Annotated in this window: 40 protein-coding genes; 1 reads left to right on the top strand and 39 read right to left on the bottom strand. The window is 42.1% G+C overall.

Annotation, left to right across the window (positions count from 1 at the left end):
• The first annotated feature begins 381 nt into the window (after window positions 1–381).
• On the top strand, window positions 382–1,638 hold the full coding sequence (locus CHF41_RS02540; protein WP_119875513.1) for an ISL3 family transposase: 1,257 nt from the start codon (window positions 382–384) through the stop codon (window positions 1,636–1,638).
• 325 nt (window positions 1,639–1,963) lie between these two features.
• Here CHF41_RS02540 and rplQ read toward each other — a convergent pair whose 3' ends face one another.
• The 39 genes from rplQ to purH all read right to left on the bottom strand — a co-directional run bounded on the left by rplQ (window position 1,964) and on the right by purH (window position 26,430).
• Entirely contained in the window at window positions 1,964–2,350 is a 387-nt protein-coding gene (gene rplQ, locus CHF41_RS02535; RefSeq protein WP_000331493.1) for a 50S ribosomal protein L17, read from the bottom strand.
• A gap of 11 nt (window positions 2,351–2,361) precedes the next feature.
• On the bottom strand, window positions 2,362–3,300 hold the full coding sequence (locus CHF41_RS02530; RefSeq protein ID WP_119875856.1) for a DNA-directed RNA polymerase subunit alpha: 939 nt from the start codon (window positions 3,298–3,300) through the stop codon (window positions 2,362–2,364).
• 43 nt (window positions 3,301–3,343) lie between these two features.
• Window positions 3,344–3,727 (bottom strand): 30S ribosomal protein S11, encoded by a 384-nt coding sequence (gene rpsK, locus CHF41_RS02525; protein ID WP_004195509.1) that lies wholly within the window; start codon window positions 3,725–3,727, stop codon window positions 3,344–3,346.
• A 17-nt stretch (window positions 3,728–3,744) separates the two neighbouring features.
• Complete coding sequence (gene rpsM / locus CHF41_RS02520) at window positions 3,745–4,110, bottom strand: 30S ribosomal protein S13 (protein WP_002936622.1); 366 nt, start codon at window positions 4,108–4,110, stop codon at window positions 3,745–3,747.
• Between the two features lie 17 nt (window positions 4,111–4,127).
• The gene (gene rpmJ / locus CHF41_RS02515; protein ID WP_001808836.1) at window positions 4,128–4,244 is read right to left on the bottom strand and encodes a 50S ribosomal protein L36; all 117 of its coding nucleotides are present in this window, start codon (window positions 4,242–4,244) and stop codon (window positions 4,128–4,130) included.
• 24 nt (window positions 4,245–4,268) lie between these two features.
• Complete coding sequence (gene infA, locus CHF41_RS02510) at window positions 4,269–4,487, bottom strand: translation initiation factor IF-1 (RefSeq protein WP_002936627.1); 219 nt, start codon at window positions 4,485–4,487, stop codon at window positions 4,269–4,271.
• Between the two features lie 120 nt (window positions 4,488–4,607).
• Window positions 4,608–5,249 carry an adenylate kinase gene (locus CHF41_RS02505; RefSeq protein ID WP_119875855.1) on the bottom strand — a complete coding sequence of 214 codons (642 nt, stop codon included), beginning with the start codon at window positions 5,247–5,249 and terminating at the stop codon, window positions 4,608–4,610.
• A gap of 198 nt (window positions 5,250–5,447) precedes the next feature.
• Window positions 5,448–6,755, bottom strand: a complete 1,308-nt coding sequence (gene secY / locus CHF41_RS02500) for a preprotein translocase subunit SecY (protein ID WP_119875854.1) — start codon at window positions 6,753–6,755, stop codon at window positions 5,448–5,450.
• A 12-nt stretch (window positions 6,756–6,767) separates the two neighbouring features.
• Complete coding sequence (gene rplO, locus CHF41_RS02495) at window positions 6,768–7,208, bottom strand: 50S ribosomal protein L15 (protein WP_067087639.1); 441 nt, start codon at window positions 7,206–7,208, stop codon at window positions 6,768–6,770.
• A 157-nt stretch (window positions 7,209–7,365) separates the two neighbouring features.
• Window positions 7,366–7,548, bottom strand: coding sequence for a 50S ribosomal protein L30 (gene rpmD, locus CHF41_RS02490; protein WP_075099711.1), 183 nt, complete (start codon window positions 7,546–7,548; stop codon window positions 7,366–7,368).
• A 13-nt stretch (window positions 7,549–7,561) separates the two neighbouring features.
• On the bottom strand, window positions 7,562–8,056 hold the full coding sequence (rpsE, locus tag CHF41_RS02485; protein WP_119875853.1) for a 30S ribosomal protein S5: 495 nt from the start codon (window positions 8,054–8,056) through the stop codon (window positions 7,562–7,564).
• Between the two features lie 18 nt (window positions 8,057–8,074).
• Window positions 8,075–8,431, bottom strand: a complete 357-nt coding sequence (rplR, locus tag CHF41_RS02480) for a 50S ribosomal protein L18 (protein ID WP_067087634.1) — start codon at window positions 8,429–8,431, stop codon at window positions 8,075–8,077.
• Window positions 8,432–8,518: 87 nt separating this feature from the next.
• Window positions 8,519–9,055, bottom strand: a complete 537-nt coding sequence (rplF, locus tag CHF41_RS02475; protein WP_119875852.1) for a 50S ribosomal protein L6 — start codon at window positions 9,053–9,055, stop codon at window positions 8,519–8,521.
• A 330-nt stretch (window positions 9,056–9,385) separates the two neighbouring features.
• Window positions 9,386–9,784, bottom strand: coding sequence for a 30S ribosomal protein S8 (gene rpsH / locus CHF41_RS02470; RefSeq protein ID WP_075099715.1), 399 nt, complete (start codon window positions 9,782–9,784; stop codon window positions 9,386–9,388).
• A 435-nt stretch (window positions 9,785–10,219) separates the two neighbouring features.
• Window positions 10,220–10,405, bottom strand: a complete 186-nt coding sequence (locus CHF41_RS02465) for a type Z 30S ribosomal protein S14 (RefSeq protein WP_002936651.1) — start codon at window positions 10,403–10,405, stop codon at window positions 10,220–10,222.
• Between the two features lie 14 nt (window positions 10,406–10,419).
• Window positions 10,420–10,962 carry a 50S ribosomal protein L5 gene (rplE, locus tag CHF41_RS02460; RefSeq protein WP_029176426.1) on the bottom strand — a complete coding sequence of 181 codons (543 nt, stop codon included), beginning with the start codon at window positions 10,960–10,962 and terminating at the stop codon, window positions 10,420–10,422.
• Window positions 10,963–10,985: 23 nt separating this feature from the next.
• On the bottom strand, window positions 10,986–11,291 hold the full coding sequence (gene rplX / locus CHF41_RS02455) for a 50S ribosomal protein L24 (protein WP_119875851.1): 306 nt from the start codon (window positions 11,289–11,291) through the stop codon (window positions 10,986–10,988).
• Between the two features lie 75 nt (window positions 11,292–11,366).
• Window positions 11,367–11,735 (bottom strand): 50S ribosomal protein L14, encoded by a 369-nt coding sequence (gene rplN, locus CHF41_RS02450; protein WP_067087623.1) that lies wholly within the window; start codon window positions 11,733–11,735, stop codon window positions 11,367–11,369.
• Between the two features lie 24 nt (window positions 11,736–11,759).
• Window positions 11,760–12,020, bottom strand: coding sequence for a 30S ribosomal protein S17 (rpsQ, locus tag CHF41_RS02445; protein WP_000440801.1), 261 nt, complete (start codon window positions 12,018–12,020; stop codon window positions 11,760–11,762).
• Window positions 12,021–12,043: 23 nt separating this feature from the next.
• A complete protein-coding gene (rpmC, locus tag CHF41_RS02440; RefSeq protein ID WP_075099717.1) occupies window positions 12,044–12,250 on the bottom strand; it encodes a 50S ribosomal protein L29 in 207 nt (68 codons plus the stop codon).
• Window positions 12,251–12,259: 9 nt separating this feature from the next.
• A complete protein-coding gene (gene rplP / locus CHF41_RS02435) occupies window positions 12,260–12,673 on the bottom strand; it encodes a 50S ribosomal protein L16 (RefSeq protein WP_067087620.1) in 414 nt (137 codons plus the stop codon).
• Window positions 12,674–12,676: 3 nt separating this feature from the next.
• Window positions 12,677–13,330: a 30S ribosomal protein S3 gene (gene rpsC, locus CHF41_RS02430; protein ID WP_075105555.1), complete on the bottom strand. Its 654-nt coding sequence runs from the start codon at window positions 13,328–13,330 to the stop codon at window positions 12,677–12,679.
• Between the two features lie 12 nt (window positions 13,331–13,342).
• On the bottom strand, window positions 13,343–13,687 hold the full coding sequence (gene rplV, locus CHF41_RS02425; RefSeq protein ID WP_119875850.1) for a 50S ribosomal protein L22: 345 nt from the start codon (window positions 13,685–13,687) through the stop codon (window positions 13,343–13,345).
• Window positions 13,688–13,702: 15 nt separating this feature from the next.
• Window positions 13,703–13,984, bottom strand: a complete 282-nt coding sequence (gene rpsS, locus CHF41_RS02420) for a 30S ribosomal protein S19 (protein ID WP_000533766.1) — start codon at window positions 13,982–13,984, stop codon at window positions 13,703–13,705.
• Between the two features lie 98 nt (window positions 13,985–14,082).
• Window positions 14,083–14,916, bottom strand: coding sequence for a 50S ribosomal protein L2 (gene rplB / locus CHF41_RS02415; protein WP_075099719.1), 834 nt, complete (start codon window positions 14,914–14,916; stop codon window positions 14,083–14,085).
• A 17-nt stretch (window positions 14,917–14,933) separates the two neighbouring features.
• Window positions 14,934–15,233 carry a 50S ribosomal protein L23 gene (locus CHF41_RS02410; RefSeq protein WP_067087612.1) on the bottom strand — a complete coding sequence of 100 codons (300 nt, stop codon included), beginning with the start codon at window positions 15,231–15,233 and terminating at the stop codon, window positions 14,934–14,936.
• On the bottom strand, window positions 15,233–15,856 hold the full coding sequence (gene rplD / locus CHF41_RS02405) for a 50S ribosomal protein L4 (RefSeq protein WP_067087610.1): 624 nt from the start codon (window positions 15,854–15,856) through the stop codon (window positions 15,233–15,235). Before rplD ends, CHF41_RS02410 begins: the two co-directional genes overlap by 1 nt.
• Window positions 15,857–15,880: 24 nt before the next feature.
• Window positions 15,881–16,507, bottom strand: a complete 627-nt coding sequence (gene rplC / locus CHF41_RS02400) for a 50S ribosomal protein L3 (protein ID WP_075105554.1) — start codon at window positions 16,505–16,507, stop codon at window positions 15,881–15,883.
• 179 nt (window positions 16,508–16,686) lie between these two features.
• Entirely contained in the window at window positions 16,687–16,995 is a 309-nt protein-coding gene (gene rpsJ / locus CHF41_RS02395; protein ID WP_067087606.1) for a 30S ribosomal protein S10, read from the bottom strand.
• A 236-nt stretch (window positions 16,996–17,231) separates the two neighbouring features.
• Window positions 17,232–17,795, bottom strand: coding sequence for a nucleotidyltransferase family protein (locus CHF41_RS02390; protein WP_162911953.1), 564 nt, complete (start codon window positions 17,793–17,795; stop codon window positions 17,232–17,234).
• Between the two features lie 123 nt (window positions 17,796–17,918).
• Entirely contained in the window at window positions 17,919–18,530 is a 612-nt protein-coding gene (locus CHF41_RS02385; RefSeq protein WP_119875848.1) for an HAD-IA family hydrolase, read from the bottom strand.
• Window positions 18,531–18,536: 6 nt separating this feature from the next.
• A complete protein-coding gene (gene ruvB, locus CHF41_RS02380; protein WP_119875847.1) occupies window positions 18,537–19,535 on the bottom strand; it encodes a Holliday junction branch migration DNA helicase RuvB in 999 nt (332 codons plus the stop codon).
• Between the two features lie 46 nt (window positions 19,536–19,581).
• Complete coding sequence (purB, locus tag CHF41_RS02375; RefSeq protein WP_119875846.1) at window positions 19,582–20,874, bottom strand: adenylosuccinate lyase; 1,293 nt, start codon at window positions 20,872–20,874, stop codon at window positions 19,582–19,584.
• Between the two features lie 172 nt (window positions 20,875–21,046).
• Window positions 21,047–21,481, bottom strand: coding sequence for a hypothetical protein (locus tag CHF41_RS02370; RefSeq protein WP_119875845.1), 435 nt, complete (start codon window positions 21,479–21,481; stop codon window positions 21,047–21,049).
• Window positions 21,478–21,795: a hypothetical protein gene (locus tag CHF41_RS02365; RefSeq protein WP_119875844.1), complete on the bottom strand. Its 318-nt coding sequence runs from the start codon at window positions 21,793–21,795 to the stop codon at window positions 21,478–21,480. Before CHF41_RS02365 ends, CHF41_RS02370 begins: the two co-directional genes overlap by 4 nt.
• 26 nt (window positions 21,796–21,821) lie before the next feature.
• Window positions 21,822–22,913 (bottom strand): 5-(carboxyamino)imidazole ribonucleotide synthase, encoded by a 1,092-nt coding sequence (gene purK / locus CHF41_RS02360; protein ID WP_119875843.1) that lies wholly within the window; start codon window positions 22,911–22,913, stop codon window positions 21,822–21,824.
• Window positions 22,900–23,391 (bottom strand): 5-(carboxyamino)imidazole ribonucleotide mutase, encoded by a 492-nt coding sequence (gene purE, locus CHF41_RS02355; protein WP_119875842.1) that lies wholly within the window; start codon window positions 23,389–23,391, stop codon window positions 22,900–22,902. Before purE ends, purK begins: the two co-directional genes overlap by 14 nt.
• A gap of 9 nt (window positions 23,392–23,400) precedes the next feature.
• Window positions 23,401–24,660 carry a phosphoribosylamine--glycine ligase gene (gene purD / locus CHF41_RS02350; protein ID WP_119875841.1) on the bottom strand — a complete coding sequence of 420 codons (1,260 nt, stop codon included), beginning with the start codon at window positions 24,658–24,660 and terminating at the stop codon, window positions 23,401–23,403.
• Between the two features lie 222 nt (window positions 24,661–24,882).
• Complete coding sequence (gene purH, locus CHF41_RS02345) at window positions 24,883–26,430, bottom strand: bifunctional phosphoribosylaminoimidazolecarboxamide formyltransferase/IMP cyclohydrolase (RefSeq protein WP_119875840.1); 1,548 nt, start codon at window positions 26,428–26,430, stop codon at window positions 24,883–24,885.
• Window positions 26,431–26,436 lie beyond the last annotated feature (6 nt).

Raw genomic sequence — 26,436 nt, 5'->3', positions numbered from 1 at the left:
TCCTAAAGCTTTGGTTCACAAGGAGGTTGGGCATTGCCTCTGAACTCATCATTTTTATAGTTTTTTTGCAGTTTGATGCATATACTAACCGTCCCAATGGGCAGTTAATACCGGAGCTCGAAAATTAGAAAGTACGGATCACCAGGGAAGTGTCTGTTACTACTTGAGCCTAGAAATGAACAAAATCAATTTCTACGAAATCACGATTTTTGTCCACTCCCGCTCTTATGGTTAGCTTAAGTTGAGCCAAACAATAAAAAAGGCTCTATAATTTCTGTAGTGGGTAACTCCACTATGGAGATTATAGAGCTTTTTGAGTATCAAAAAAGTCCCATAAGACTTATAATGAAAAGCGACCAAACCCTCATTAGAAAGACTCTTATGGAACACCTCAATAATACCACATTACTCATCGGAATGAAAGATAAAAATATCACCTTGAATCATGCCATTCAACACGAGACCCATATCGAACTCATCGCTACACTTGATTATCACCCTCCCAAATGTAAATACTGCAAGGCGAAACAAATCAAATACGACTTCCAAAAACCTTCTAAAATCCCCTTCATTGAAATCGGTGGTTTCCCTAGTCTTATTCGCTTGAAAAAGAGACGGTTTCAATGTAAGTCCTGTCGTAAAGTGACTGTCTCTGAAACTAGTCTCGTTAAGAAAAACTGCCAAATCTCTGAACTAGTCTGGAAAAAGATTGCTCAACTATTACTCAATAGAGAAGCGCTATCTCACATCGCTTCTAAGCTCGCTATCTCCATCTCCACAGCCTATCGAAAACTCAAGCAATTCCAGTTCAAGGAGGACTATTCTTCTCTACCTGAAATTTTATCTTGGGACGAATTCTCCTATCAGAAGGGAAAACTAGCCTTTATTGCTCAAGATTTCAATACAAGGAAAATCATAACAATTCTCGATAATCGAAGACAAACGACCATCCGAAACCATTTCTTCAAGTATTCTAAAGAAGCTAGAAACAAGGTAAAAGTCGTTACGGTTGATATGTCTGGAAGTTATATTCCTCTCATTAAGAGCTTATTCCCAAAAGCTAAAATTGTTCTGGATCGTTTTCATATCGTTCAGCACATGAGTAGGGCTTTGAACCAAACGCGTATCCAACTCATGAACCAATATGATAAAAAATCTATTGAGTATCGTGCCCTCAAATACTACTGGAAACTAATTCAAAAAGATAGCCGAAAACTCTCTCTAAATGTTTTCTATTCCCGAACCTTTAGAGAAACCTTATCTCCTAGAGAATGTCTCCAGAAGTTGTTCAAACGGGTCCCTGAGTTAAAAGGCTATTACGACCTTTATCAGTTATTACTTTTTCACCTCCAAGAGAAGAATTCCGAGCATTTCTTTAACTTAATTCACGATGCCTTACCGCATCTCAATCACACCTTCAAGGTAGCTTTGAACACTTTCAGACGCTATCAGGAATATATCACCAATGCCATCGAACTTCCTTATTCTAATGCCAAGCTAGAAGCCACTAACAAACTCATCAAAGACATCAAGCGCAATGCATTCGGCTATCGGAACTTTGACAATTTCAAAAAACGCATCTACCTCGCTTTGAACATCGAAAAAGAGAAGACGAATTTCGTCTCCTCTCGTATGTAGCTATAAGTCACCCACTACAGTTGACAAAGAGCCATAAAAAACTTTGAAAACTTCAAAAAGCGGATTTTGATTGCCATCAACATCAAAAAAGAGAAGGCCAAGCTGGTCCTCTCTAGATGTTAGCTGACATCTACCCACTACAGTTGACAAAGAGCCTAAAAAACGCCTGCTTACGGAATCGTTTTTGTTCAAAGCGATTTCGTAAACAAGCGTTGCGTTTTCATCTGATGAGTGTTCCCGCTGGGAAACTCCCAGCGGTAGACCAGAGCTAGACTAAGAACGTGTACACATTCCATCATCATAACACTCAACAAAATTGATGATCTTATACAAGTTCAATGATTGCCATTGGTGCAGCATCGCCACGACGTGGTTCAGTTTTCAAGATACGAGTGTATCCACCATTACGTTCTGCATAACGAGGCGCGATTTCAGAGAACAATTTTTGAAGCGCTGTTGTTGATGTGTATTTATCAGTAGCTTCATCATAGTTTTCTGATGCGATTTCGTTACGAACAAATGCTGCTGCTTGACGACGAGCGTGCAAGTCACCGCGTTTACCAAGTGTAATCATTTTTTCAACTGTTTTACGGATTTCTTTTGCACGAGCTTCAGTTGTAACGATTGATTCATTGATCAAAAGATCTGTTGTCAAGTCACGAAGCATTGCTTTACGTTGTGAGCTAGTGCGTCCTAGTTTACGGTAAGCCATGTATTCCTCCTTTATTTATCTTTTTTCAATCCCAAACCAAGGTCAGCCAATTTTACTTTGACTTCTTCAAGACTCTTGCGTCCAAGATTGCGTACTTTCATCATTTCTGGTTCAGTTTTTTCTGTCAGATCAAATACAGTATTGATACCTGCACGTTTCAAACAGTTGTATGAACGAACAGACAAGTCCAATTCTTCAATCGTACGATCCAACATACGATCATCAGATGCTTCTTCAGTTTCTTTCATTACTTCAGCTGATTTTGCAACTTCTGTCAAATCAGTAAATAGACCTAAGTGCTCCATCAAAATACGCGCAGAAAGACCCAATGCATCTTCAGGAATGATTGTCCCGTTAGTCATGATTTCAAGCGTTAATTTGTCAAAACCATCGTTGCTACCAACGCGAGCTGGTTCAACTTGATAATTGACCTTTTTCACTGGCGTGTAGATAGAATCTACTGCAAGTGTGCCAACTGGCGCATCATCTTTTTTATTGCCTTCAGCTGGTACATATCCACGACCAGTATTAACCGTCATGATAGCTTTAAAGCTTGTACCTTCGCTAATTGTAAAGAGATAATGGTCAGGGTTAACAATTTCAATATCACTATCTGTCAAGATATCTCCTGCAGTAATTTCTGCCGGACCTGTAACATCAAGTTCTATCGTCTTTTCGTCTTCGACATAAGATTTTACAGCAATGCCTTTGATGTTCAAAATAATTTGCATCACATCTTCACGGACACCTGGGACTGTGTCGAACTCGTGTAGTACACCGTCAATTTTAATAGACGTTACTGCCGCACCTGGTAGTGACGCAAGAAGTACACGACGAAGTGAGTTCCCAAGAGTTGTTCCATAACCACGTTCTAATGGTTCGACAACAAATCTGCCGTAATCTTTATTTTCATCAATTTTTGTTATAGTTGGTTTTTCAAACTCAATCATTTCTTACTCCCTCTTAAACGAAAAGCTGTGTATCGTTAGTTGATTATACACGGCGACGTTTTGGAGGACGAGCACCATTGTGTGGTACAGGAGTCACATCACGAATTGCTGTTACTTCAAGACCAGCGGCAGCAAGAGCGCGGATAGCAGACTCACGACCTGAACCTGGACCTTTTACTGTAACTTCAACTGTTTTAAGACCGTGTTCTTGTGCAGATTTAGCAGCTGCTTCTGAAGCCATTTGAGCCGCAAATGGTGTAGATTTACGAGAACCTTTAAAACCAAGAGCACCAGCTGATGACCAAGCGATCGCATTACCATGCACATCAGTAATCATAACAATAGTGTTATTAAATGTAGCGTGAATGTGTGCAATACCAGATTCGATATTTTTTTTCACACGACGCTTACGTGTTGGTTTAGCCAATTTTTCTACCTCCTATTTTATTTTTTCTTACCTGCAATCGCAACAGCTTTACCTTTACGAGTGCGAGCGTTGTTTTTAGTGTTTTGTCCACGGACAGGAAGTCCACGACGGTGACGGATCCCACGGTATGAACCGATTTCCATCAAACGTTTAATGTTCAAGTTTACTTCACGACGAAGATCACCTTCAACTTTAATCGCATCTACTTCACGACGGATTGCATCTTCTTGATCAGAAGTCAAATCTTTTACGCGAACATCTTCTGAGATTCCAGCTGCTGCAAGAATTTTTTTAGATGTTGCAAGACCGATTCCGTATACGTAAGTCAATGAAATTACTACACGTTTGTCGTTTGGAATATCAACTCCAGCAATACGAGCCATTTTTTCTCCTTTCTATCTTATCCTTGACGTTGTTTGTGTTTTGGATTTGCTGGGCAAATTACCATAACACGACCATTACGACGAATAACTTTACAGTATTCGCAAATTGGTTTGACCGATGGTCTTACTTTCATGTTTAATCCCTCCAAGTATTTCGACTATTTAAAGCGGTATGTGATACGTCCACGTGTTAAGTCGTATGGACTAAGCTCAACCGTTACGCGATCACCGACTAAAATACGAATGTAATTTTTGCGGATTTTTCCTGAAACAGTTGCAAGAACTTGGTGTCCATTTTCCAACTCTACAGTAAACATAGCATTTGGCATGGTATCAACTACCTTACCCTCAATTTCAATCACATCTTCTTTTGCCATGCAAAAGTATCCCCCTCTAAATTTCGATTTGATGTCCTCTGAACACAGAGGTAACAATTATAAGTCAGACTAAGCTATTCTATCATTTTCAGCAAGAAAACGCAAGCTAAATCCCCTATTTTATTGCAATTTTGATAAAACTTTTTCAATATCTGCAAAGACGACTTCGATGTTTTGATCACCTTCAATATCATGTACCAAACCAGCAGCACGGTAGTGATCAATAATCGGTTGTCCTTGTGCAATATTGACTTCTAAGCGACGTTTAACAGATTCTGGTTTGTCATCTTCGCGTTGGTAGTAATCTTTTTCATCGTAGCCTTCTGTAGGCGGGTTGAAAACCTTATGGAAGGTTTCACCAGTTTCACGATGGATGATGCGCCCACTAAGACGTTCTACCAATTTAGCTGGGTCAATTTCAATGTTGATAACTCCTTCAAGCTTAATGCCAAGGTTTTTCAAAGCTTCATCTAAAGCATGTGCTTGCTCGATGGTGCGAGGATAGCCGTCCAACAAGAAACCTTTTTCCTTGATATCATCTTGAGCTAAGCGCTCTTTGACAATACCATTAGTTACTTCGTCTGGCACCAAGTCACCTTTATCAATATAGGATTTTGCTAGCAATCCCATCTCTGTCTGATTTGCCATTGCTGCACGGAACATATCACCTGTTGAAATATGAACAATGTCAAATTTTTCAACAATTTTTGCAGCCTGCGTTCCTTTACCAGCCCCTGGCAAACCCATAATTAAAAGATTCATGATAAACTCCTTATTTTGTTTTCACATAAATTTGCCACGATTGACAAACTTATCAAAAAACAAAATAGAGAGGCTGGGCAAAAAGTGCTCAGCTTCCTACTTTTTATAATTTAAAAAATGAGATGCACTAGTTGTTGGTTTTATAGACAGCTAATCGCTAGCCTTCTATAAACCTCGGCAACTTTGCAGTCTTGCTCCCTATTCTGTTTCCATGAAACCTACATATTTTCTCTTGAGCAAGTAACCTTCTAACTGCTTGATTCCTTCGATACTTGTCATGATGACGATAATCAAACTGGTTCCGAGGAAGGCAATTTTTGAGGTAAGCCCAAAGACATTTTGTGCAAGAATCGGCAACAATGCAACAAATCCTAGGAATAAGGATCCTACTGTTGCTAATCGCTTTAGTAATTTCGAGAAATACTCCTCTGTTCCTTTACCTGGACGCACCCCATGGATATAAGCTCCACTCTTTTGGAGGTTTTCAGCTGCTTTTTCTGGGTTTACCTGAACGAAGCTGTAGAAGAAGGTAAAGAGGATAATCAATACCGCATACACAGTCATCCCTTTGATTGTAGAGTAATCAAAATATTCACGAATAGTTGATAACCAAGAGATACTCTTATTCTGGCTAGCAAAGAACTGAAGAAGGGATGTTGGAATAGCCGTAATAGAACCTGCAAAGATGACTGGAATGACACCTGCCGGATTTAACTTAAGTGGTAAATACGAACTAGATGGCGCACCTTGAGCACGTTTAGTGTACTGGATTGGAATTTTATACTCTGCTTGTTGAACAAAGGTTGTAAAGTAAACAATTGCTAAAACTGCTACTACCAATACTCCTACTAAGATAGCAGATTCTCCTAAACGACTGGCTTCGATATTAACAAAACGATCTTCATAAATATCATGAATAGTATCTGGAAGTGAGGAAATGATTCCGGCAAAGATAATCATGGATGTTCCATTACCATATCCTTTATCCGTAATCTGCTCACCGAGCCAAGTCACGATAGCAGAACCCGTTGTCAAAATCGCCCCAATAATGAGATAGGTCTTCCAATCCAAGGGCATAGTTGTCAACTTGGCACCAGACAAGGCATTAAAACTTGCGGTGATCCCGGCTGACTGGACAAAAGCCAAAGCTAAGGAAATGTAGCGTGTCGCTTGATTCAACTTACGACGGCCAACTTCCCCTTGCTTGCCCCATTCCACAAACTTAGGCACGAGGTCCATCTGCATCAGCTGAACAATGATTGAGGCAGTGATGTAAGGACTGACACCTAAGGCGAATACAGAGAAATTACGCATGGCATTTCCGGAAACCAAACTCAACATATTCAAAAAAGGAATATTCGATAAGGCTTCGAGGCTCTTAACGTTCACTCCTGGAACTGTGATGTGCGTTCCAACACGAAAGACAAATAAGACAAAAATCGTAAACAGGATTTTCGTGCGGACGTTCTTTACCTTAAATGCATCTTTTAATAGTTTAAAAAACATAGGTCACCCCTCTTAGATGACTTCTACTGAACCACCTTTGGCAGTGATAGCTTCTTCAGCTGATTTAGAGAATTTAGCTGCTTTCACAGTTAATTTTTTCGTTAATTCACCGTTACCAAGAATTTTAATTCCTGATTTTTCAGCTTTAACGATTCCAGACTCAACAAGCACAACTGGTGTTACTTCTGCACCGTCTTCAAAAGCGTTCAATTGGTCAAGGTTAACAATAGCATATTCTTTTGCGTTGATGTTTGTAAATCCACGTTTTGGAAGACGACGGAACAATGGAGTTTGTCCACCTTCAAAACCTAGACGTACGCCACCGCCGCTACGAGCTTTTTGCCCTTTTTGTCCACGACCTGAAGTCTTACCGTTACCTGATGACGTACCACGACCAACGCGGTTACGAGTTTTGCGAGAACCTGTAGCAGGTTGTAATTCATGAAGTTTCATTTGTTTTTCTCCTTATGTGTAAAATGCTAGCGCCTTTAGGCTGGGTAAGGCCTCAGCCTAAAAACTCGCCTATACAAAATTGACAGTAAGTCGCAAAGATTTCTCTAAGCGACTTCGTCATGTGTTTGGTTAGGAATTCGACGCTTGGTCTCATTTCCTATTTTACTTCTTCAACTGTTACCAAGTGAGAGATTGCATTCACCATTCCAAGAATAGCAGCGTTATCTTCTTTGATAACTGAGCTGTTTAATTTGCCAAGTCCAAGGGCAACAACTGTTTTACGTTGTTCTGGTTTGCGACCGATTGGAGACTTAGTCAAAGTAATTTTAATTTGAGCCATGTTATCCCCTTTCTTATGCTAAATCAGAAACTGAAATGCCACGAAGTGAAGCCACTTCTTCAGCACGTTTCAATTGTTTCAAGCCTTCAACTGTTGCACGTACAACGTTGATTGGAGTGTTTGAACCAAGTGACTTAGATGTCACATCAGCGATACCTGCCAACTCGATAACCGCACGAGTAGCACCACCCGCAGCGACCCCAGCACCTTCTGCAGCTGGTTTCAACATGATGCGAGCACCACCAAATTCTGAACGAACTTCGTGAGGAATAGTAGTACCAACCATTGGTACTTCAATCAAGTTTTTCTTAGCAGATTCAACTGCTTTACGGATAGCTTCTGGTACTTCTTGAGCTTTACCAGTACCGAAACCTACACGACCATTACGGTCACCAACAACCACAAGAGCTGCAAAGCGAAGACGACGTCCACCTTTAACAACTTTTGTAACACGGTTGATGGCTACTACGCGTTCTTCAAATTCAACTGCGTTATCTTTAAATGCCATTTCTTAGTGTCCTCCCTATTAGAATTTCAATCCGTTTTCACGAGCTGCTTCAGCCAAAGCTTTCACACGTCCGTGATAGAGATATCCACCGCGGTCAAAGACCACTTCAGAAATACCTTTCGCTACTGCGCGTTCAGCAACGAGTTTACCTACAACAACGGCTTGTTCTGTCTTAGTACCTTTTGAAACTTCTTTATCAAGAGTAGAAGCGCTTGCGAGCGTTACACCCGCTACGTCATCAATCACTTGAGCGTAGATGCCTGTATTAGAACGGAAAATGTTCAAACGTGGGCGAGCAGCAGTTCCAGAGATTTTACCGCGAACACGACGATGGCGTTTTTGGCGGATTTTGTTTTTATCTGGTTTTGAAATCACAATTTTCACCTCTTAATTATTGATCATATCTGTATGAGATACGTTGGAATATAATGCACCATGTGGAAATTCCACTCGGAAGCATTATTATTTACCTGTTTTACCTTCTTTGCGGCGAACAAATTCACCAACATAGCGGATACCCTTACCTTTATAAGGTTCAGGAGCACGAAGGCTACGGATATAAGCTGCTGTTTGACCAACAACTTCTTTATTGATACCAGACACGATGATCTGTGTTGGTGCTGGAACTTCAAATGTGATACCTTCTGGCGCAACCACTTCATCTGGATGTGATTTACCAACAGCAAGTGTCAATTTGTTACCTGCAAGTTGCGCACGGTAACCGACACCACGCATTTCAAGTTCTTTTTTGAAGCCTTCAGAAACACCAACAACCATGTTGTTGAGGTTAGCACGGCTTGTACCGTGAATAGTCTTCATTTCTTTTGAATCGTTTGGACGGTGAAGGGTTACTTCAGTACCTTCCACACGGATTTCAATAGCAGTTGGGAACTCACGAGTCAATTCCCCTTTAGGTCCTTTTACAGTTACCACACCGTTGTTTTGCGAAAGCTCAACACCAGCAGGCAATATAATTACTTTATTACCAATACGTGACATGTTTTATTTCTCCTGTTAGATTATCAGGCCGATTAATGACCAGTTTTCACGGGAGCTTATGATACTAAGGACGTAAAGAGCAAAGCGAAATTAGGAAATCGACGATTGTTCGATGAACAAGAGAAGATTTATCTATTTCACACAGCTCTTAGTCCGTGTTCACATCCGTAACATTCGGTTGGATAGTATCCTAAGCTAAGTTTCTGTTTGATAAATTTGAACTCGGACTAAAATCCTAGTGAAAAAGACAGTTCTCCTTGAGTTCTCTAAGAACTCTACGTCAGACTCCTATTTTCATACGGATTTTGTTAATGTCCTCGTATCATTATCTTACCAAACGTATGCGATTACCTCACCACCAACGTTCTTTTGACGAGCTTCTTTATCTGTCAAAAGACCTTCTGATGTAGAGATGATTGCAATTCCAAGTCCGTTAAGAACTTTCGGAATATCTTCACGTTTTGAGTAAACACGAAGACCTGGCTTTGATACACGTTTCAAGTTTGTGATAACTTTTTCACCGTTTGGTCCGTATTTCAAGAATACGCGCACGATGCCTTGTTTGTCATCTTCGATAAACTCAACGTTTTTTACAAAACCTTCGTTTTTAAGAATTGTCGCAATTCCTTTTTTGATGTTTGATGCAGGTACTTCAAGCACTTCGTGTTTTGCTTGGTTTGCGTTACGAATACGTGTCAAAAAGTCTGCAATTGGGTCAGTCATAACCATTTTATATTCTCCTCTTACTAGTAGTTTGAAGTTCTCACTTGCTAGTTAATAATGGTACAAAGAGCGTGGCAACCTTTACAAAAAAGATAGAATTCTCTTGGGGCATTGCTCCAGCGTCAATTCTCCTATCTTTGCCATGGTTGTAGCTCGTGTTCAAATCAGCTAGTGCAATTTGTACCATCCTTGAACTAAGTGATTAGTTCTATATATTTAGATTCAGGCTAAACGCTGGGCAAAAAAGATAACTTTATCTAGGTGCAAGTACCTTCGCTAAATTTCCTATTTTTGCTGAGCATTTCTAACGCCTTCATATCATGTTATTTGAGCACGGACTAAAATCCTAGTGAAAAAGACAGTCCTCCTTGAGTTCTTAAAAAACTCTACGTCAGACTCCTATCTTCATACGGATTTTTTAATGTCCGTTGCATCATGTTATTACCAAGAAGCTTTGGTAACGCCTGGGATTTGACCTAAGTAAGCCAAGTCGCGGAAGCATACACGGCAAAGTTTGAATTTGCGGTAAACTGAATGTGGACGTCCACATTTTTCACAACGAGTATATGCTTGCGTAGAGAACTTAGCTGGGCGTTTGTTCTTAGCGATCATTGATTTTTTAGCCATTTATTCTCTCCCTCTTATTTTGCGAACGGCATACCAAGGCCAGTAAGCAATGCACGTGATTCTTCGTCAGTGTTAGCTGTTGTAACGATAACGATATCCATACCGCGAGTTTTGTCAACATCGTCGAAGTTGATTTCTGGGAAGATCAATTGCTCTTTCACACCAAGTGTGTAGTTTCCACGTCCGTCAAATGATTTTGTTGGAACACCATGGAAGTCACGTACACGTGGAAGTGATACAGATACCAATTTATCTAAAAACTCATACATACGTTCGCCACGAAGTGTTACTTTCGCTCCGATTGCAACCCCTTCACGAAGACGGAAGCCGGCGATTGATTTTTTAGCTTTTGTGATAAGTGGTTTTTGACCTGAAATCAATGCCAATTCTTGAGCAGCTTTTTCAAGGTTTTTAGCGTTAGAAACAGCGTCACCAACACCCATGTTCAAAACAATCTTATCAACTTTTGGTACAGCCATAACTGATGAATAGTTAAATTGTTCAGTCAAAGCAGGAACTACTTCATTAAGATATTTTTCTTTTAAGCGATTTGCCATGTTACTTCTCCTTTCCTTCGTGATTAATCAAGCACTTCGCCTGATTTTTTGTTGTAACGAACTTTTTTACCGTCAACAAACTTGTAACCAACACGACCAGCTACACCATTTTTGTCAAGAACTTGTACGTTTGACGCGTGGATTGCAGCTTCCTTCTCAACGATAGCACCTTGAGGGTTTTCGCTATTTGGTTTTTGGTGTTTTTTGACAATGTTTACACCTTCTACAACAACTTTATTTACTTTTGGAAGTGCTGTTAGGACAACTGCTTCAACGCCTTTGTCTTTACCAGCGATTACGCGAACTTTATCGCCTTTTTTTACAAACATTTGGTTTCTCCTATTATTTCTTACGCCCTAAGGGCACCCTGAAAAAATTTTTCAGGGGACTTCGTTTGTTTTAGATTAGAGTACTTCTGGTGCCAATGAAACGATTTTCATGAAACCGCCGTCACGCAATTCGCGTGCCACTGGACCAAAGATACGAGTTCCGCGAGGTGTTTTGTCTTCACGGATGATAACTGCTGCATTTTCGTCAAACTTGATGTATGAACCATCAGCACGACGAGCACCTGTTTTAGTACGAACGATAACGGCTTTCACGACGTCACCTTTTTTAACCGCACCACCAGGAGTAGCTTGTTTTACTGAAGCAACGATGATGTCGCCGATATTTGCAGATTTACGTTTTGAACCACCAAGAACTTTGATTGTCAAGATTTCACGTGCGCCACTGTTATCAGCAACTTTCAAACGAGTTTCTGTTTGAATCATGTAAGTTTTCTCCTTTCAGGTTGATTAAATGATAACTGCCTCTTCCACAACTTCTACAAGACGGAAACGTTTTGTAGCTGAAAGCGGTCGAGTTTCCATGATACGTACGATATCGCCTTCTTTAGCAACATTGTTTTCATCATGAGCTTTGTATTTTTTAGAGTAGTTAATACGTTTACCATAGACTGGGTGGTTACGTTTTGTTTCAACTACAACTGTGATGGTTTTGTCCATTTTGTCAGATACAACACGTCCAACAAGAACTTTACGATTATTGCGTTCCATTGAAATTCTCCTTTCCCAATCTATTATTTAACTTCTGATTGCACCGTTTTGATACGTGCAATTTGCTTTTTAACTTCGTTTAAACGAGCAGTTTGCTCAAGTTGACCAGCAGCAGCTTGGAAACGAAGATCGAAGAGTTCTTTCTTCAATTCATTTTCGCGCTTTGCAAGTTCTTCTTGAGAAAGGCCACGAAGTTCTTTAACAAATTCTTTTACTTCATTAAGTTTCATGTCTTCTCCTTATTCTGCTTCACGTTTTACGAATTTGCATTTAACTGGTAGTTTGTGGCTAGCCAAACGGAATGCTTCACGTGCGATTTCTTCTGAAACGCCAGCTACTTCAAACATCACTTTACCACGTTTAACTGGTGCTACCCAACCTTCAGGCGCCCCTTTACCAGATCCCATACGTACCCCGATAGCTTTAGCGGTGTATGATTTGTGCGGGAAGATTTTGATCCAAACCTTACCACCACGTTTCATATAACGAGTCATCGCGATACGGGCTGCTTCGATTTGACGGTTTGTGATCCAGTGGCTAGTTGTAGCTTGAAGACCATATTCACCGAAGTCTACTTGTTTTCCACCTTTAGCTTCACCGCGCATTTTTCCACGGAATTCACGACGGTGTTTAACACGTTTAGGTACTAACATTGGTTATTTACCTCCTTTAGTGTTTTTACGAGCTGGAAGAACTTCTCCACGATAAATCCATACTTTAACACCAAGTTTACCGTAAGTTGTAAGTGCTTCTTCCCAAGCATAGTCGATATCCGCACGAAGTGTATGAAGCGGAACAGTTCCTTCAGAATACCCTTCTGCACGGGCGATATCAGCACCGTTCAAACGTCCAGATACTTGAGTTTTAATTCCTTTTGCTCCAGCACGCATTGTACGTTGAATTGCTTGTTTTTGAGCGCGACGGAATGCCACACGTTGCTCCAATTGACGAGCAATTGTTTCACCAACAAGGTGTGCATCCAAATCAGGTTGTTTAATTTCGATGATGTTGATGTGTACTTGTTTACCAGTCAATTTGTTTAATTGTGCACGAAGTGCATCAACATTGCTACCAGCTTTACCGATAACCATACCTGGTTTAGCTGTGTGAATGCTTACGATCACTTTGTTTACTGCGCGTTCAATTTCGATAGTCGAAACTGATGCTTCAGCCAATTCTTTTTTGATAAAGTTGCGGATTGCAAGATCTTCATGAAGGTAATCCGCGTATTCTTTTTCAGCATACCATTTAGCATCCCAATCACGGATGATGCCGACACGCATACCAATTGGATGTACTTTTTGTCCCACGTTTTTACCTCCTTATTTTTCTGCTACAACTACAGTGATGTGAGCCGTACGTTTGTTGATTGGTGAAGCAGAACCTTTTGCACGTGGACGGAAACGTTTAAGTGTTGGTCCTTCGTTTGCGAAAGCTTCGCTTACTACCAAGTTTGCTTTTTCCAAACCAAAGTTGTTTTCCGCATTAGCGATTGCAGAGTTCAATACTTTTTCAATAACGCCTGCAGCTTTGTTTGGAGTGAATTTCAAGATTGCGATTGCATCGGCTACGCTTTTGCCACGGATGTTATCCAAGACAAGACGTGATTTACGAGGTGAAACACGTACTGTGCGAGCAGTTGCTTTAGCTGAAGTAATTTCTGCCATGATGTGTTCCTCCTATTATTTTCTACGTGTTTTCTTGTCGTCAGCAGCGTGACCTTTGTAAGTACGAGTTGGTGCAAATTCACCAAGTTTGTGACCTACCATGTCTTCTTGGATGTAAACAGGTACATGTTTACGTCCATCATAAACTGCGATTGTATAACCAATGAAACTTGGGAAAATCGTTGAACGACGTGACCAAGTTTTAATTACTTTTTTCTTTTCATCGTTTGCTTGAGCTTCAACTTTTTTCATCAAATGCTCATCGACGAAAGGCCCTTTTTTAAGACTACGTCCCATTTTAATGTTTTCTCCTTTAAAATATGTACCACAGCGGCCTGCCTTGTAAACACAAGGCTACCGAGCTGGCGGATATGCTTTACGCTACTTGTAACAGATTATTTTTCGTTGCGACGACGAACGATAAGTTTGCTTGATTTAGCTTTCTTGTTACGAGTTTTAAGTCCAAGAGCAGGTTTGCCCCATGGAGTAGATGGTGCTTTACGACCAACTGGTGCTTTACCTTCACCACCACCGTGTGGGTGATCGTTAGGGTTCATTACAGAACCGCGAACTGTTGGACGGATACCTTTCCAACGGCTACGTCCTGCTTTACCAAGGTTTACAAGTCCGTGTTGTTCATTTCCGACAACACCAACTGTTGCACGACAAGTTCCAAGAATCATACGAACTTCGCCTGATTGAAGACGAACAAGAACGTATTTGCCTTCTTGACCAAGCACTTGTGCAGAAGCACCTGCAGCACGAACCAATTCACCACCACGACCTGGTTTCAATTCGATATTGTGGATAACAGTACCGACTGGAATATTTGCAAGTGGAAGTGCGTTACCGACTTTGATATCTGCTTCTGGACCTGAAACGATGCGTTGACCAACTTCAAGACCTTTAGGAGCGATGATGTACGCTTTCACACCGTCTGTGTAGTGTACAAGAGCGATGTTAGCTGAACGGTTTGGATCATATTCAATTGTTTTAACAACTGCTTCGATACCGTCTTTGTTACGTTTGAAGTCAATCAAACGGTAGTGACGTTTGTGACCGCCACCTTGGTGACGAACTGTGATGCGACCGTTGTTATTACGACCAGCTTTGCTCTTAAGAGAAACAAGCAATGATTTCTCAGGAGTGCTTGTTGTGATTTCTGCAAAATCCAAAGAAGTCATGTTACGACGGCCATTTGTAGTTGGTTTATAAACTTTAATTCCCACGTTAATTCCTCCTTTGATTATTCAGCGTCAGCTGTAGCGAACAATTCGATTGCTTTTGAATCAGCAGTCAATGTGATAATTGCTTTTTTCACTTTGCTTGTGCGACCTACATAACGCCCTACGCGTTTTGTTTTAGGTTTTACGTTAATTGTGTTCACATTTGCAACTTTAACTCCGTCAAACGCTGCTTCTACAGCTTGTTTGATCAGCAGTTTGTGAGCGCGAGTGTCCACTTCAAACACATATTTTCCTGCTTCAAGCTGAGCCATTGAGCTTTCTGTGATGACAGGTTTTTTGATAACATCATACAAATTCATTATGCAAGAACCTCCTCAATTTTAGAGATAGCTGCTTGAGTTACAAGAAGTTTGTCTGCATTTGCAATGTCAAGGACGCTTGCAGTTGTAGCAGTTGCAACTTTCACATTTGGAAGGTTGCGAGCTGAAAGAGCTGCGAATTCATTTCCTTCTTCAAGAATAACAAGGACTTTTGAATCAATGCTCAATGCTGCAAGAACTTTTGCGAATTCAGCAGTTTTTGGAGCTGTAAATGAAAGGCTGTCAACAGCTACAAATTTGTTTTCAGCAACTTTTTCTGAGTAAACAGATTTAAGCGCCAAGCGACGAACCTTTTGTGGAAGTTTGTAGGCATAAGAACGTGGAGTTGGTCCGAAGACTACGCCACCGCCACGCCATTGTGGTGAGCGAATAGAACCTTGACGAGCACGTCCAGTTCCTTTTTGACGCCATGGTTTGCGTCCGCCACCTGAAACTGCTGAGCGATTTTTTACTGCGTGAGTTCCTTGACGAAGACTTGCGCGTTGGCTGATAATTACATCAAACACAACTGCTTGGTTTGGTTCGATACCAAAGATTGCATCGTTAAGAACTACTTCACCAGCTTGTTTACCAGTTTGGTCAAATAATGTTACGTTTGCCATTATGACTGATTTCCCCTTTCCTTATTATTTACCAGCTTTTACTGCTGATTTGATGGTGATAAGAGACTTCTTAGCACCTGGTACGTTCCCTTTGATAAGGATAACGTTCTTTTCTGGGACAACTTGTACAATTTCAAGATTTTGAATTGTCACACGGTTGCCACCCATACGTCCTGCCAAGTGTTTGTTTTTGAATACACGGTTTGGCGCAACAGGTCCCATTGAACCTGGACGACGGTGGTAACGTGAACCGTGAGCCATAGGACCACGTGATTGGCCATGGCGTTTGATAACACCTTGGAAACCTTTACCTTTAGATGTACCAGTTACATCAACAACATCTCCAGCTGCAAAAGTATCCACTGTGATTTCTGCACCAACTTCCAAGCCTTCAATGTTTTTGAATTCACGAATGAAGCGCTTAGGAGCTGTGTTAGCTTTTGCTACATGGCCTTTGGCAGGTTTGTTACTCAATACTTCGCGTTTGTCATCAAAACCAACTTGGATTGCATTGTATCCGTCTGTTTCAACAGTTTTCACTTGAAGAACAACGTTTGGAGTTGCTTCGATGACAGTTACAGGGATAAATTCACCAGTTTCAGTGAAGATTTGAGTCATTCCCACTTTTTTCCCTAAGATTCCTTTTGTCATGAGAAAAATATTCCTTTTCTTATTTTATAGTTTAAAAAGTTTTTAACGAGCGTTTTTTATGCTCAAAACCAAGATACAAAGGACGTTAAGCGGACGAAGCAAAAATAGGAGATTGCTGCAGAAGTCTTTTGACTTCAAAGCGATCTATCTTTTTTGCACGGTCCGTAGTCCGTGTTCGATTACAGCTTGATTTCTACGTTCACACCACTTGGCAAGTCAAGTTTCATAAGAGCGTCAACAGTTTTTTGCGTTGGGTTCACAATGTCAATGAGACGTTTATGAGTACGCATTTCGAATTGCTCGCGAGAATCTTTGTACTTGTGAGTCGCACGAATGATTGTGTAGAGGCTGCGTTCAGTTGGAAGTGGAACTGGTCCAGCTACGCTTGCACCTGTACGTGTTGCAGTTTCTACGATTTTTGCAGCTGCTGTATCAAGCGTACGGTGTTCATACGCTTTCAAGCGGATGCGGATTTTTTTGTTTGCCATCTTTTTCTCCTTTTCGTCTATTTAAGATAATAGGCTAGCTCCACAAGAAAACCGACAGGTGGCTGCGTGGCAATGCAACCGAGCGTGTCGCAACCTCTTGCATCAAAGCTAAAGCCGTATTTTTACGGCACTAGAACATTCTATCAGATTCTAACAGGCAATGCAAGCATTTTTGTTCGATTTTTTAAAAAAAGTAGAACAACTCTTGGCTGTCTACTCTTTCATTTTGATTTATCTCATTTCACATAGAAAAATTCTAGTTTTTCCCACTTTTCTTGCCACTTTTTCTTACCGATTCGCTCACGGTAGACCTTCATACGGTCTGGGTCCGCTGCAAAATGCGGCGTTGGACAAACCTTGAAAGTTAAAATATCCTCCAAGCCATACGGGCAAAACAAATCTACTTGAGAATCAGGCAATAACCGCACCGCGATTGCCGTGCATATTTCAGGATATTTGGAAATGGCATCTCGTGAATGTTTATAGGGAGCGGTGTTCGGGCTATGTTGGTGCATGTAGGCTTGATTTTTCAACTCCCAACGATAGTGCGGGTACGCATTTTTCAATTTTCTTTCTATTAGAAGGGTTTCTTCATAGGACATGGTCGGATCATAAAACACAACATCCACATCCGCCTCCTCATCAAATGCTTCTTTGTGGCTGAGCAGATCCCAGATGAAATTGCGAATCGCTCCTGCGCACACCCAAGCATCTTGTAACGGTAGACTTGCGACAATCTCAAGCACTTCTCGCATATTACTATCGGCTAATAAATATGTCTTTAATTCCTCTTCTGTCATCATACATCCATTATACTACAAAATAAGATGCAAAAACAGGGCAGAAATGACTTCCGCTCTGTTTTTAAGGAGGTTATATGAAAAAGAATGACTATAGTATAGAAAAGTATTCTTAATCAAACCTTAACCTACAACTTCTTTTATCGCAAGGAGACTCTCGATATGGGTGTTGTTCGTAAAAGGTGCAACTGTTAGATTGAGACTTTTTATCCCTGCTGCCTGAGCTGTCTCAGCGTCCAGCAGGCGGTCTCCTATATAATAAGTCTCTTCTTGCGACAAGTCATATTTCTCCATGAGGTAGACAATCGCTTCTGGATGAGGCTTTCTTGCAAATCCAGAGTCCCCCGTCAGCACCTCTACAAAATATTCGGAAATGCCCAAATCATCCAAAATAGCAAAGGTATTGTCCCCTTTGTGAGTATAGATAAACTGTCTGATTCCTGATTCTTGAGCCCAGTCAAGAATGTCTCTTGCCCCCTCCATGAGGTGAATATGGGCATTTTTTTCACGTAGGGAATTAGCTCTGACCGTATTTAACTCTTCTAGAGGTATCTGCTTTTCTTGCGAGACTTGAGCCAGCAATTCTTTGACCGAGTAACGTAAAATAAAGGCTTTGATTTCTTCGCGATGAAAGGGCAAGCCAAACTGTTGATAGGTTTCTTCTAATCCCAACAAAATGGCATCGTAGGAATCAAGTAGCGTTCCGTCCAAATCCCAAATAAAGGCTTTTTTCATCAACTTCTACCTCTCTATATACTCATACCCCAAGTGCTCATAGGCTTTAGCTGTCGCCACACGACCTGTCCTTGTCCGCATAAGGAATCCTTGCTGAATCAGGTAAGGCTCGTACATATCCTCTACCGTCTCGCGTTCTTCAGCGATATTGACTGAAAGGGTATTTAAGCCGACAGGACCTCCGCCGTACATTTCAATCATGGTGCGCAAAATCTTCTGATCGACATAGTCAAGACCTTCACGATCGACATCTAGCATGGTCAAGGCCTTATCCGTAATGGTATCGTCGATCACACCGTCTCCCATGATTTGGGCGAAATCCCGCACTCGTTTTAACAAACGATTGGCAATACGGGGTGTTCCACGTGAACGGCGTGCCAATTCAATAGCGGCTTCGTGGGTGATTTCCATTTCAAAAATATCCGCCGTCCGTTCAACGATTTCTGTCAAATCAGGCAGGGCATAATATTCCATGTGCCCTGTAATTCCAAAGCGGGCACGCAGGGGGTTGGACAGCATACCGGCACGTGTCGTTGCGCCAATCAGCGTAAAAGGTGGCAAATCCAAATGCACTGCTCTACTAGCTTCTCCTGTCCCAATCATGATGTCAATGTAAAAGTCTTCCATGGCACTGTAGAGGATCTCCTCTACCGCCATAGGAAGGCGGTGAATTTCATCAATAAATAAGACATCCCCTGGCTCCAAGTCATTGAGAAGCGCCACCAAATCTCCAGCCTTTTCAATCACTGGCCCACTGGTCTGCTTGATATTGACCCCCAGCTCATTAGCAATGACGAAGGCCATAGTGGTCTTCCCTAAGCCCGGCGGCCCAAAGAGAAGAGCATGGTCCAAGGCTTCATCCCGCATTTTAGCAGCTTCGATAAAAATTTTTAGCTGATCCTTAACCTTGTCCTGACCTATGTATTCCTTTAATTTCTGAGGGCGCAGGGTACGCTCTACATACTCCTCATCGCCTAATTGTTCTGTATCAAGTATTCTGTTCATGCTTTTATTATACCACAAAAGGAGGAACAAGCCTCCTTTTCATTTCCTATAATCCCACGCGCTCAAAGATGTCATCTACGCGTTTCGCATAGTAAGACGGGTCAAAGAGTTCGTCAATTTCTGCCTGGCTAAGGCGGTTTGTCACCTGTTCATCTGCTTCAAGCAGTGGTTTGAATGCCGTCTGATTGTCCCAAGCATATGCTGTTTTCGGCTGTACTAAGTCATAAGCTTCTTCACGTGTCATCCCTTTTTCAATCAAGGAAAGCATCACACGTTGACTGTAAATCAACCCAAAGGTCGATTCCATATTGCGTTTCATATTTTCTGGGAATACCGTCAAGTTTTTGACAATATTTCCAAAACGGTTGAGCATGTAGTCAATTAAAATAGTCGTATCTGGCGTGATAATCCGCTCTGCGGACGAGTGTGAAATGTCACGTTCATGCCAAAGAGCCACGTTTTCAAAGGCGGTTACCATATGGCCGCGAATCACACGCGCAAGACCCGTCATGTTTTCAGAGCCAATTGGATTTCGTTTGTGCGGCATGGCTGAGCTTCCTTTTTGACCCTTGGCGAAGAATTCTTCTACCTCACGTTGTTCAGATTTTTGCAATCCACGGATTTCTGTTGCCATCCGCTCAATAGAAGTCGCAATAGTAGCAAGGGTTGCGAAGTATTCTGCATGGAGGTCACGAGGAAGAACCTGAGTCGAAATTTCCTGCGGACGAATGCCTAACTTCTCACAAACATATTCCTCTACAAATGGTGGGATATTGGCAAAGTTTCCAACTGCACCTGAGATTTTTCCTGCTTCTACGCCTTCAGCCGCACGCTCAAAACGCTCGATATTACGCTTCATCTCACTGTACCAAGTAGCAAGTTTAAGCCCAAAGGTCGTTGGCTCCGCATGCACCCCGTGAGTCCGTCCCATCATAATAGTATACTTGTGTTCACGTGCCTTGTCAGCCACAATGTCCGTAAAGCGACGCAAGTCCTCACGAATAATGTCATTGGCCTGCTTGTAGAGGTAACCGTAAGCCGTATCCACCACGTCTGTTGATGTCAAGCCGTAGTGCACCCACTTGCGCTCCTCACCCAAGGTTTCAGATACCGCACGAGTAAAAGCTACCACATCGTGGCGGGTTTCCTGTTCAATTTCCAAAATACGGTCGATGTCAAATTCCGCATTCTCACGGATTTTTACCACATCTTCCTTGGGAATCTCCCCCAACTCAGCCCAAGCCTCATCTGCCAAGATTTCCACCTCAAGCCAAGCCTTGTATTTATTTTCCTCTGTCCAAATAGCCCCCATTTCAGGGCGTGTGTAACGTTCTAGCATGTTTTATAATACAGAGGGCGTTAAGCAGACACAGCCAAAATAGGAATTTTAACGAAGAACCACAGGGTTCTAGGAACAATTATCTTTTTGGTCAAGTCCGTAGCCCGTATTCAGTTGCAAATACAGCTGCCCTCTTACTCCTTTCTATATTTTAATATCAAGATAGCCTGTGTTAACCAACTTGCTTCTCTCTATATAATGTCATTTCTTGACAAATAATGCTCATCATAGCTGGATTCGGGTTCTGACTAGTCCATGAGCTGACAAGTATATCGTGTTTGGTATAGCGTGGCTCAAGAGTTATTTCATCAACTAGACACTGAAGTTGATTTTCTAACACCAAGACGGACTTGGCAAAATCAACCCCTGTGTAAGATAGCCGATAAACCCATTCAGCATCATAATCACACATCTTTATCTCAAGCAGGTTATTTTCAAAATCCAGATGAAGTTGCTGCAAGGAACAATCGTGAATCAAGCCTTTTTCTACAAAAACAAGCATCTCATTATCCAAACGTGGACTTGCTTGTAACTTTGCGAGGTAAGCTTGATAATTTTCTTCGCTCATCCGCCCTGAATCTGATTGGTAACGTTCTAAAAGAGTCATGATTCTACTATCTCAATTTCTTTGATATTGTCTACACGAACAAGCTTGGTAATGGCGACACCTTTCTTATCCGTCCAGCTCAACTTAACCCACTCCTCATCTACTTCTAGAACTGAATACACACGGTCATAGTATAAAAGCTCATCAAATTGAATCTTGCATTGCTTGCCTTCTAAACCTTTTAACAATTGCGACATATCACATCCTCTATTTTCTCGTCGTTCTAATTTTCTAATCCTTTTTGTCAAATAGGTCAACTTTTCCCCAGTAGTCCAACCTAAATAAATAATTCCGATTAGTAAGACAAAATCCATAGATTCCTCCTACGCAATCTATTATTTTATATAGAGGACTCCTCCATAATTGATAAATTAGCCTCACCAACTTCATCCGTCAACAGGGTCACATGCCCCATCTTCCGATTATACTTAGCTTCTGCCTTGCCGTAAAGATGTAGGTGAGCTTGTGGATGCTTAGCCATGAACGTTTGCGCCGTCTCCATATCTTGACCCAAGACATTGAGCATGACGGCTGGTGCGTGGAGCTGGATTTTAGGCAAAGTTTCGCCTAAAATTCCTAATATATGTGTATCAAATTGGGAAAAGTTACAAGCCTCAATGCTATAATGACCAGAGTTGTGAGGGCGGGGTGCGATTTCATTGATCAAAATGGTTGAGCCTGCCACAAACATCTCTATACATAGTGTACCAAAAAGTTGCAAGTCTGTGGCAATTTTTCTTGCCATTTGGACAGCTTTTTCAGCCAAACTTTCAGAAATGCGGGCTGGGACAATGGTTTTGGCAAGAATATTGTTGTGGTGACTATTTTCTTGGACAGGAAAAATGGTCAATTCTTGACCATTTCCTGAAACTAAGACGGAAATTTCCATGTCAAAGGGAACAAAATCTTCCAACACGCAGTCGGTCTTATCTGCCAAGACTTTAGCCTGCACAAGGCTGTTCTCATCACGGATGACTACCTGACCATGACCGTCATAGCCACCTGTCGCAGTTTTCAACACTCGCTTGGTCGCAAAGTCATAATCTGCCAAGTCGCTACTGGAAGTAATCACTCGATAAGGGGCTAGCCCTACACCTGCCTTCTTCAGAAAGGTTTTTTCGGCAATCCGATTTTGGGCAATCCGTAGCAACTCCGTCCCCTGAGGCAAAAGCGCCTTGTCTGCTACTGCATCAAGACTAGCAGCATCTACATTTTCAAATTCATAGGTCAAGACATCGCAACGTTCTGCCAAAGTACGTAGGGCCTCTACATCTGCATAGTCTGCCACGATGACCTCACTCACTCGAGAGGCTGGACAATCCGCTGCTGGATCAAGCGTGATGACCTTATGCCCCCGGTAAATGGCCGCGATTGCCATCATCTGACCCAATTGGCCACCACCGATAATCCCAATTGTCTTAGATAAGGTCATGGCTTGACTCCTCTGCAATTCTTCCTTGCTTTTCAGTAAATGCGATTAGTTTTTCATACAAATTTGAATTTTCAAGCGCCAAAATCCGCACCGCAGACAAAGCTGCATTGGTCGCTCCGCTATCTCCAATCGCCATAGTCATAACGGGCACGCCACCAGGCATCTGCACAATGGAGTAAAGCGAGTCAACCCCGCTCAGCGCCCGCGATTTAATCGGCACACCAATGACTGGCAAGGTCGTCTTAGCTGCTACCATTCCTGGTAAATGCGCAGCGCCTCCTGCACCTGCAATAATCACCTTGATGCCTCGTTCACGAGCTTTTTCTGCGTGTTCAAACATCAAGTCAGGTGTTCGGTGGGCAGAGACCACCTTTTTTTCATAAAAAACTCCAAATTCATCCAATATCTGCGCTGCTTTTTTCATGGTTTCCCAGTCTGAAATCGACCCCATGATGAGCGATACTTGTACTTGTTCCATCATGTCTCCTTATTTATTTGCCTTACTTCCAATGTCTGTCCGATAAAACATGCCTGTCGTGTCTTGCTCTTCCAACTGCTGATAAATAGTCTTTTGAGCTTGTGACACGGTGTCTTGCGTTGTGACAAGCATATAGACACGGCCACCATTTGAGACTAGTTCTTGATCCGCATTTAAGCTCGCACCGGCATAATAGGTTTTAATGTCTCCGCTAGTCTTTTCTGGCAAGTGTACCCCTTTTTCATAGGCAAGAGGATAGCCCTCACTTGCGACTACCACTCCCAAGGTCACACCCGTTTCAAGCCAGGTAAATGCGGGAACTTTTCCTGCCAGCAAATCAGTGATATTTTCTGCAAAGTCAGACGTCAAGCGCGGTAAAATAACCTGAGTTTCAGGATCGCCAAAACGAGCATTAAACTCGATAACCTTAGGGCCTTCTGCTGTCAAAATCAGTCCTGCATAAAGCACTCCGAGATAGGGGCGCCCCTCAGCTATCATGCCTTTCAAGACTGGCCGAATGATTTCAGCAACGGCTTGTTCCACGACACTCGCTGACAAATGGGGAACTGGCGCATAAGCGCCCATTCCGCCGGTATTTGGTCCCTTATCATCATCAAAAGCCCGCTTGTGATCCTGCGCTGTCGGCATGAGATAGAAATTCTCACCGTTAACAAAGGCAAAAAGAGAAAATTCCTCACCGCTCAAAAATTCCTCAATGACCACGCGCGCTCCGCTGTCGCCGAATTTATTGTTCAACAGCATATCTTGAGCCGCAGCGAATGCTTCTTCATCCGTTTCAGCAACGACCACACCTTTACCAAGGGCTAGGCCATCTGCCTTGACTACAATCGGCGCTCCTTTCGCTTCTATGTATGCCTTGGCTGCTTCAAAATCAGAAAACGTTTCATAGCGAGCTGTGGGTACCCCGTATTTTTTCATAATGGATTTGGCAAAATCCTTGGACCACTCTAATTCTGCTGCATTTTTTCTCGGCCCAAAGGCAACTAAACCTGCTGCCTCAAAGGCATCGACAAGCCCTGCTGCCAAGGCGTCGTCTGGTCCAACAAAAGTCCAAGTAATTTCTTCTTTCTGGGCAAATGTTATTAACTCATAATGTTCGGAAATATCGATGTTGACCAACTCAATGCCGTCTGACAACATCCCGTCATTACCAGGAGCTACAAAGACCTTCTCAACGCCTTTTGATTCTAATAATTTCTTTGCAATCGCATGTTCACGACCACCCGAACCAACAACCAACAACTTCATCTATATACCTCTAAAAACGTATTTTATAATAATATTGTAACAAAATCATTCGTTTTTATCTATAAATTCTATAAAATAAACTGTTTTTCAATTCATTTCCGAACAATGGATAGAAAAATCCCAAGTACAACTGCACTCAGGATTTCAAGGAGATAGATAAAAAAGAAAATTTAGGATGTTTATAGTATAGACAAAAAAAGCTTAAAAGGGGCTTAAATGATTTTAATGTCTAAAATGCCGCACATCGGTGAAAATCATAGTGAGGCCGTGTTTGTCCGCTGCTTCAATAGATTCTTGGTCACGGACGGAACCTCCGGGTTGGATAATGGCCTTGATACCTGCTGCTGCGATTTCTTCGATATTATCCGCAAATGGGAAGAAGGCATCGCTTGCAAGTACAGCACCGTCTAGGCGATCCTTGGCTTGTTCCACCGCAATTTTAACAGAAGCCACACGATTGGTTTGCCCAGGTCCAACGCCTAGTACCATATGGTCATTGGTAATAATAATACCGTTTGACTTGACATATTTGATAGACTTCCAAGCAAATTCAAGAGCTATTTGTTCTTCAGGACTCGGCTGACGCTTGGTCACAACTCTCCAATCACTCGGATTTTCTATCACTACATCTTGATCTTGAACGAGCAAGCCACCCAGCACACCAGTCACTTCTTTTTCAGCTGTGCTGGCTACGTGTCGGCTAAAATCAAGCTCTAGAATACGAAGATTTTTCTTTTTATTGGTTAAAATCTCCAAGGCTTCTGGAGTATAACTTGGCGCAATAATGATTTCAAGAAAAATCGGATGCATTTTTTCAGCAGTTGCCGCATCTACCTCACGGTTCAAGACGACAATTCCACCAAAAATTGACACAGGGTCTGACGCATAAGCATAATCCCAAGCTGTTTCAATATCATCTGCCTGTCCAATGCCACATGGATTCATGTGTTTGAGGGCTACAACAGTTGGACGATCCTGAAAATCACGGATAATCCGAATCGCTGCATCAGCATCTCGAATGTTATTAAAGGACAGCTCTTTTCCATTTAGCTGCTTGCTAGCTGCGATGGAGTAAGCAAGCGGCAGAGCTGTTTGGTAGAAATCTGCATCCTGTTGCGGATTTTCCCCATAACGCATCGGTTGTTTGAGCTCATAAGTTAAGGTTAATTTTTCAGGCTTTTCCTCACCCACTTGCTGAGTAAAGTAGTCTGCAATCAAGGCATCATAGGCTGCAGTATGACGAAATACTTTTGCCGCTAGACGCTTGCGGGTGGCAAGGCTGGTCTCGCCTGTTGCCTGCAATTCCTCCACTACAACGTGATAGTCTGCGGGGTCAACGACCACCGTTACACTGGCATGGTTTTTTGCCGCAGAGCGAAGCATGGATGGTCCACCGATATCGATATTTTCGACCGCATCTGCGTAGGCGACATTAGGCTTCATAACCGTTTCTTTGAAAGGGTAGAGATTCACCACTACCAAGTCAATCAAGTCAATCCCGTGGTCTTTTGCAGCCTCCAGGTGACTATCAAGATCTCGTCTAGCTAAAAGACCGCCATGAATCTTAGGGTGAAGCGTCTTGACCCGACCATCCATCATCTCTGGGAAACCTGTCACATCATCAATCGCAAGAGTCGCAATCCCAGCGTTATCCAAGGCCAACTTGGTTCCACCTGTTGAGATAATCTCCCAACCAAGCTGCACTAAGCTCTGTGCCAATTCCACAATACCTGTCTTATCTGACACACTAATCAAGGCTTTTTTTGTCATGATTTC

Source organism: Streptococcus respiraculi (assembly GCF_003595525.1).
GTDB classification, from domain to species: domain Bacteria; phylum Bacillota; class Bacilli; order Lactobacillales; family Streptococcaceae; genus Streptococcus; species Streptococcus respiraculi.
Note: the sequence above shows the minus strand (reverse complement) of the source record. Positions and strands in the feature narration are given on the sequence as shown.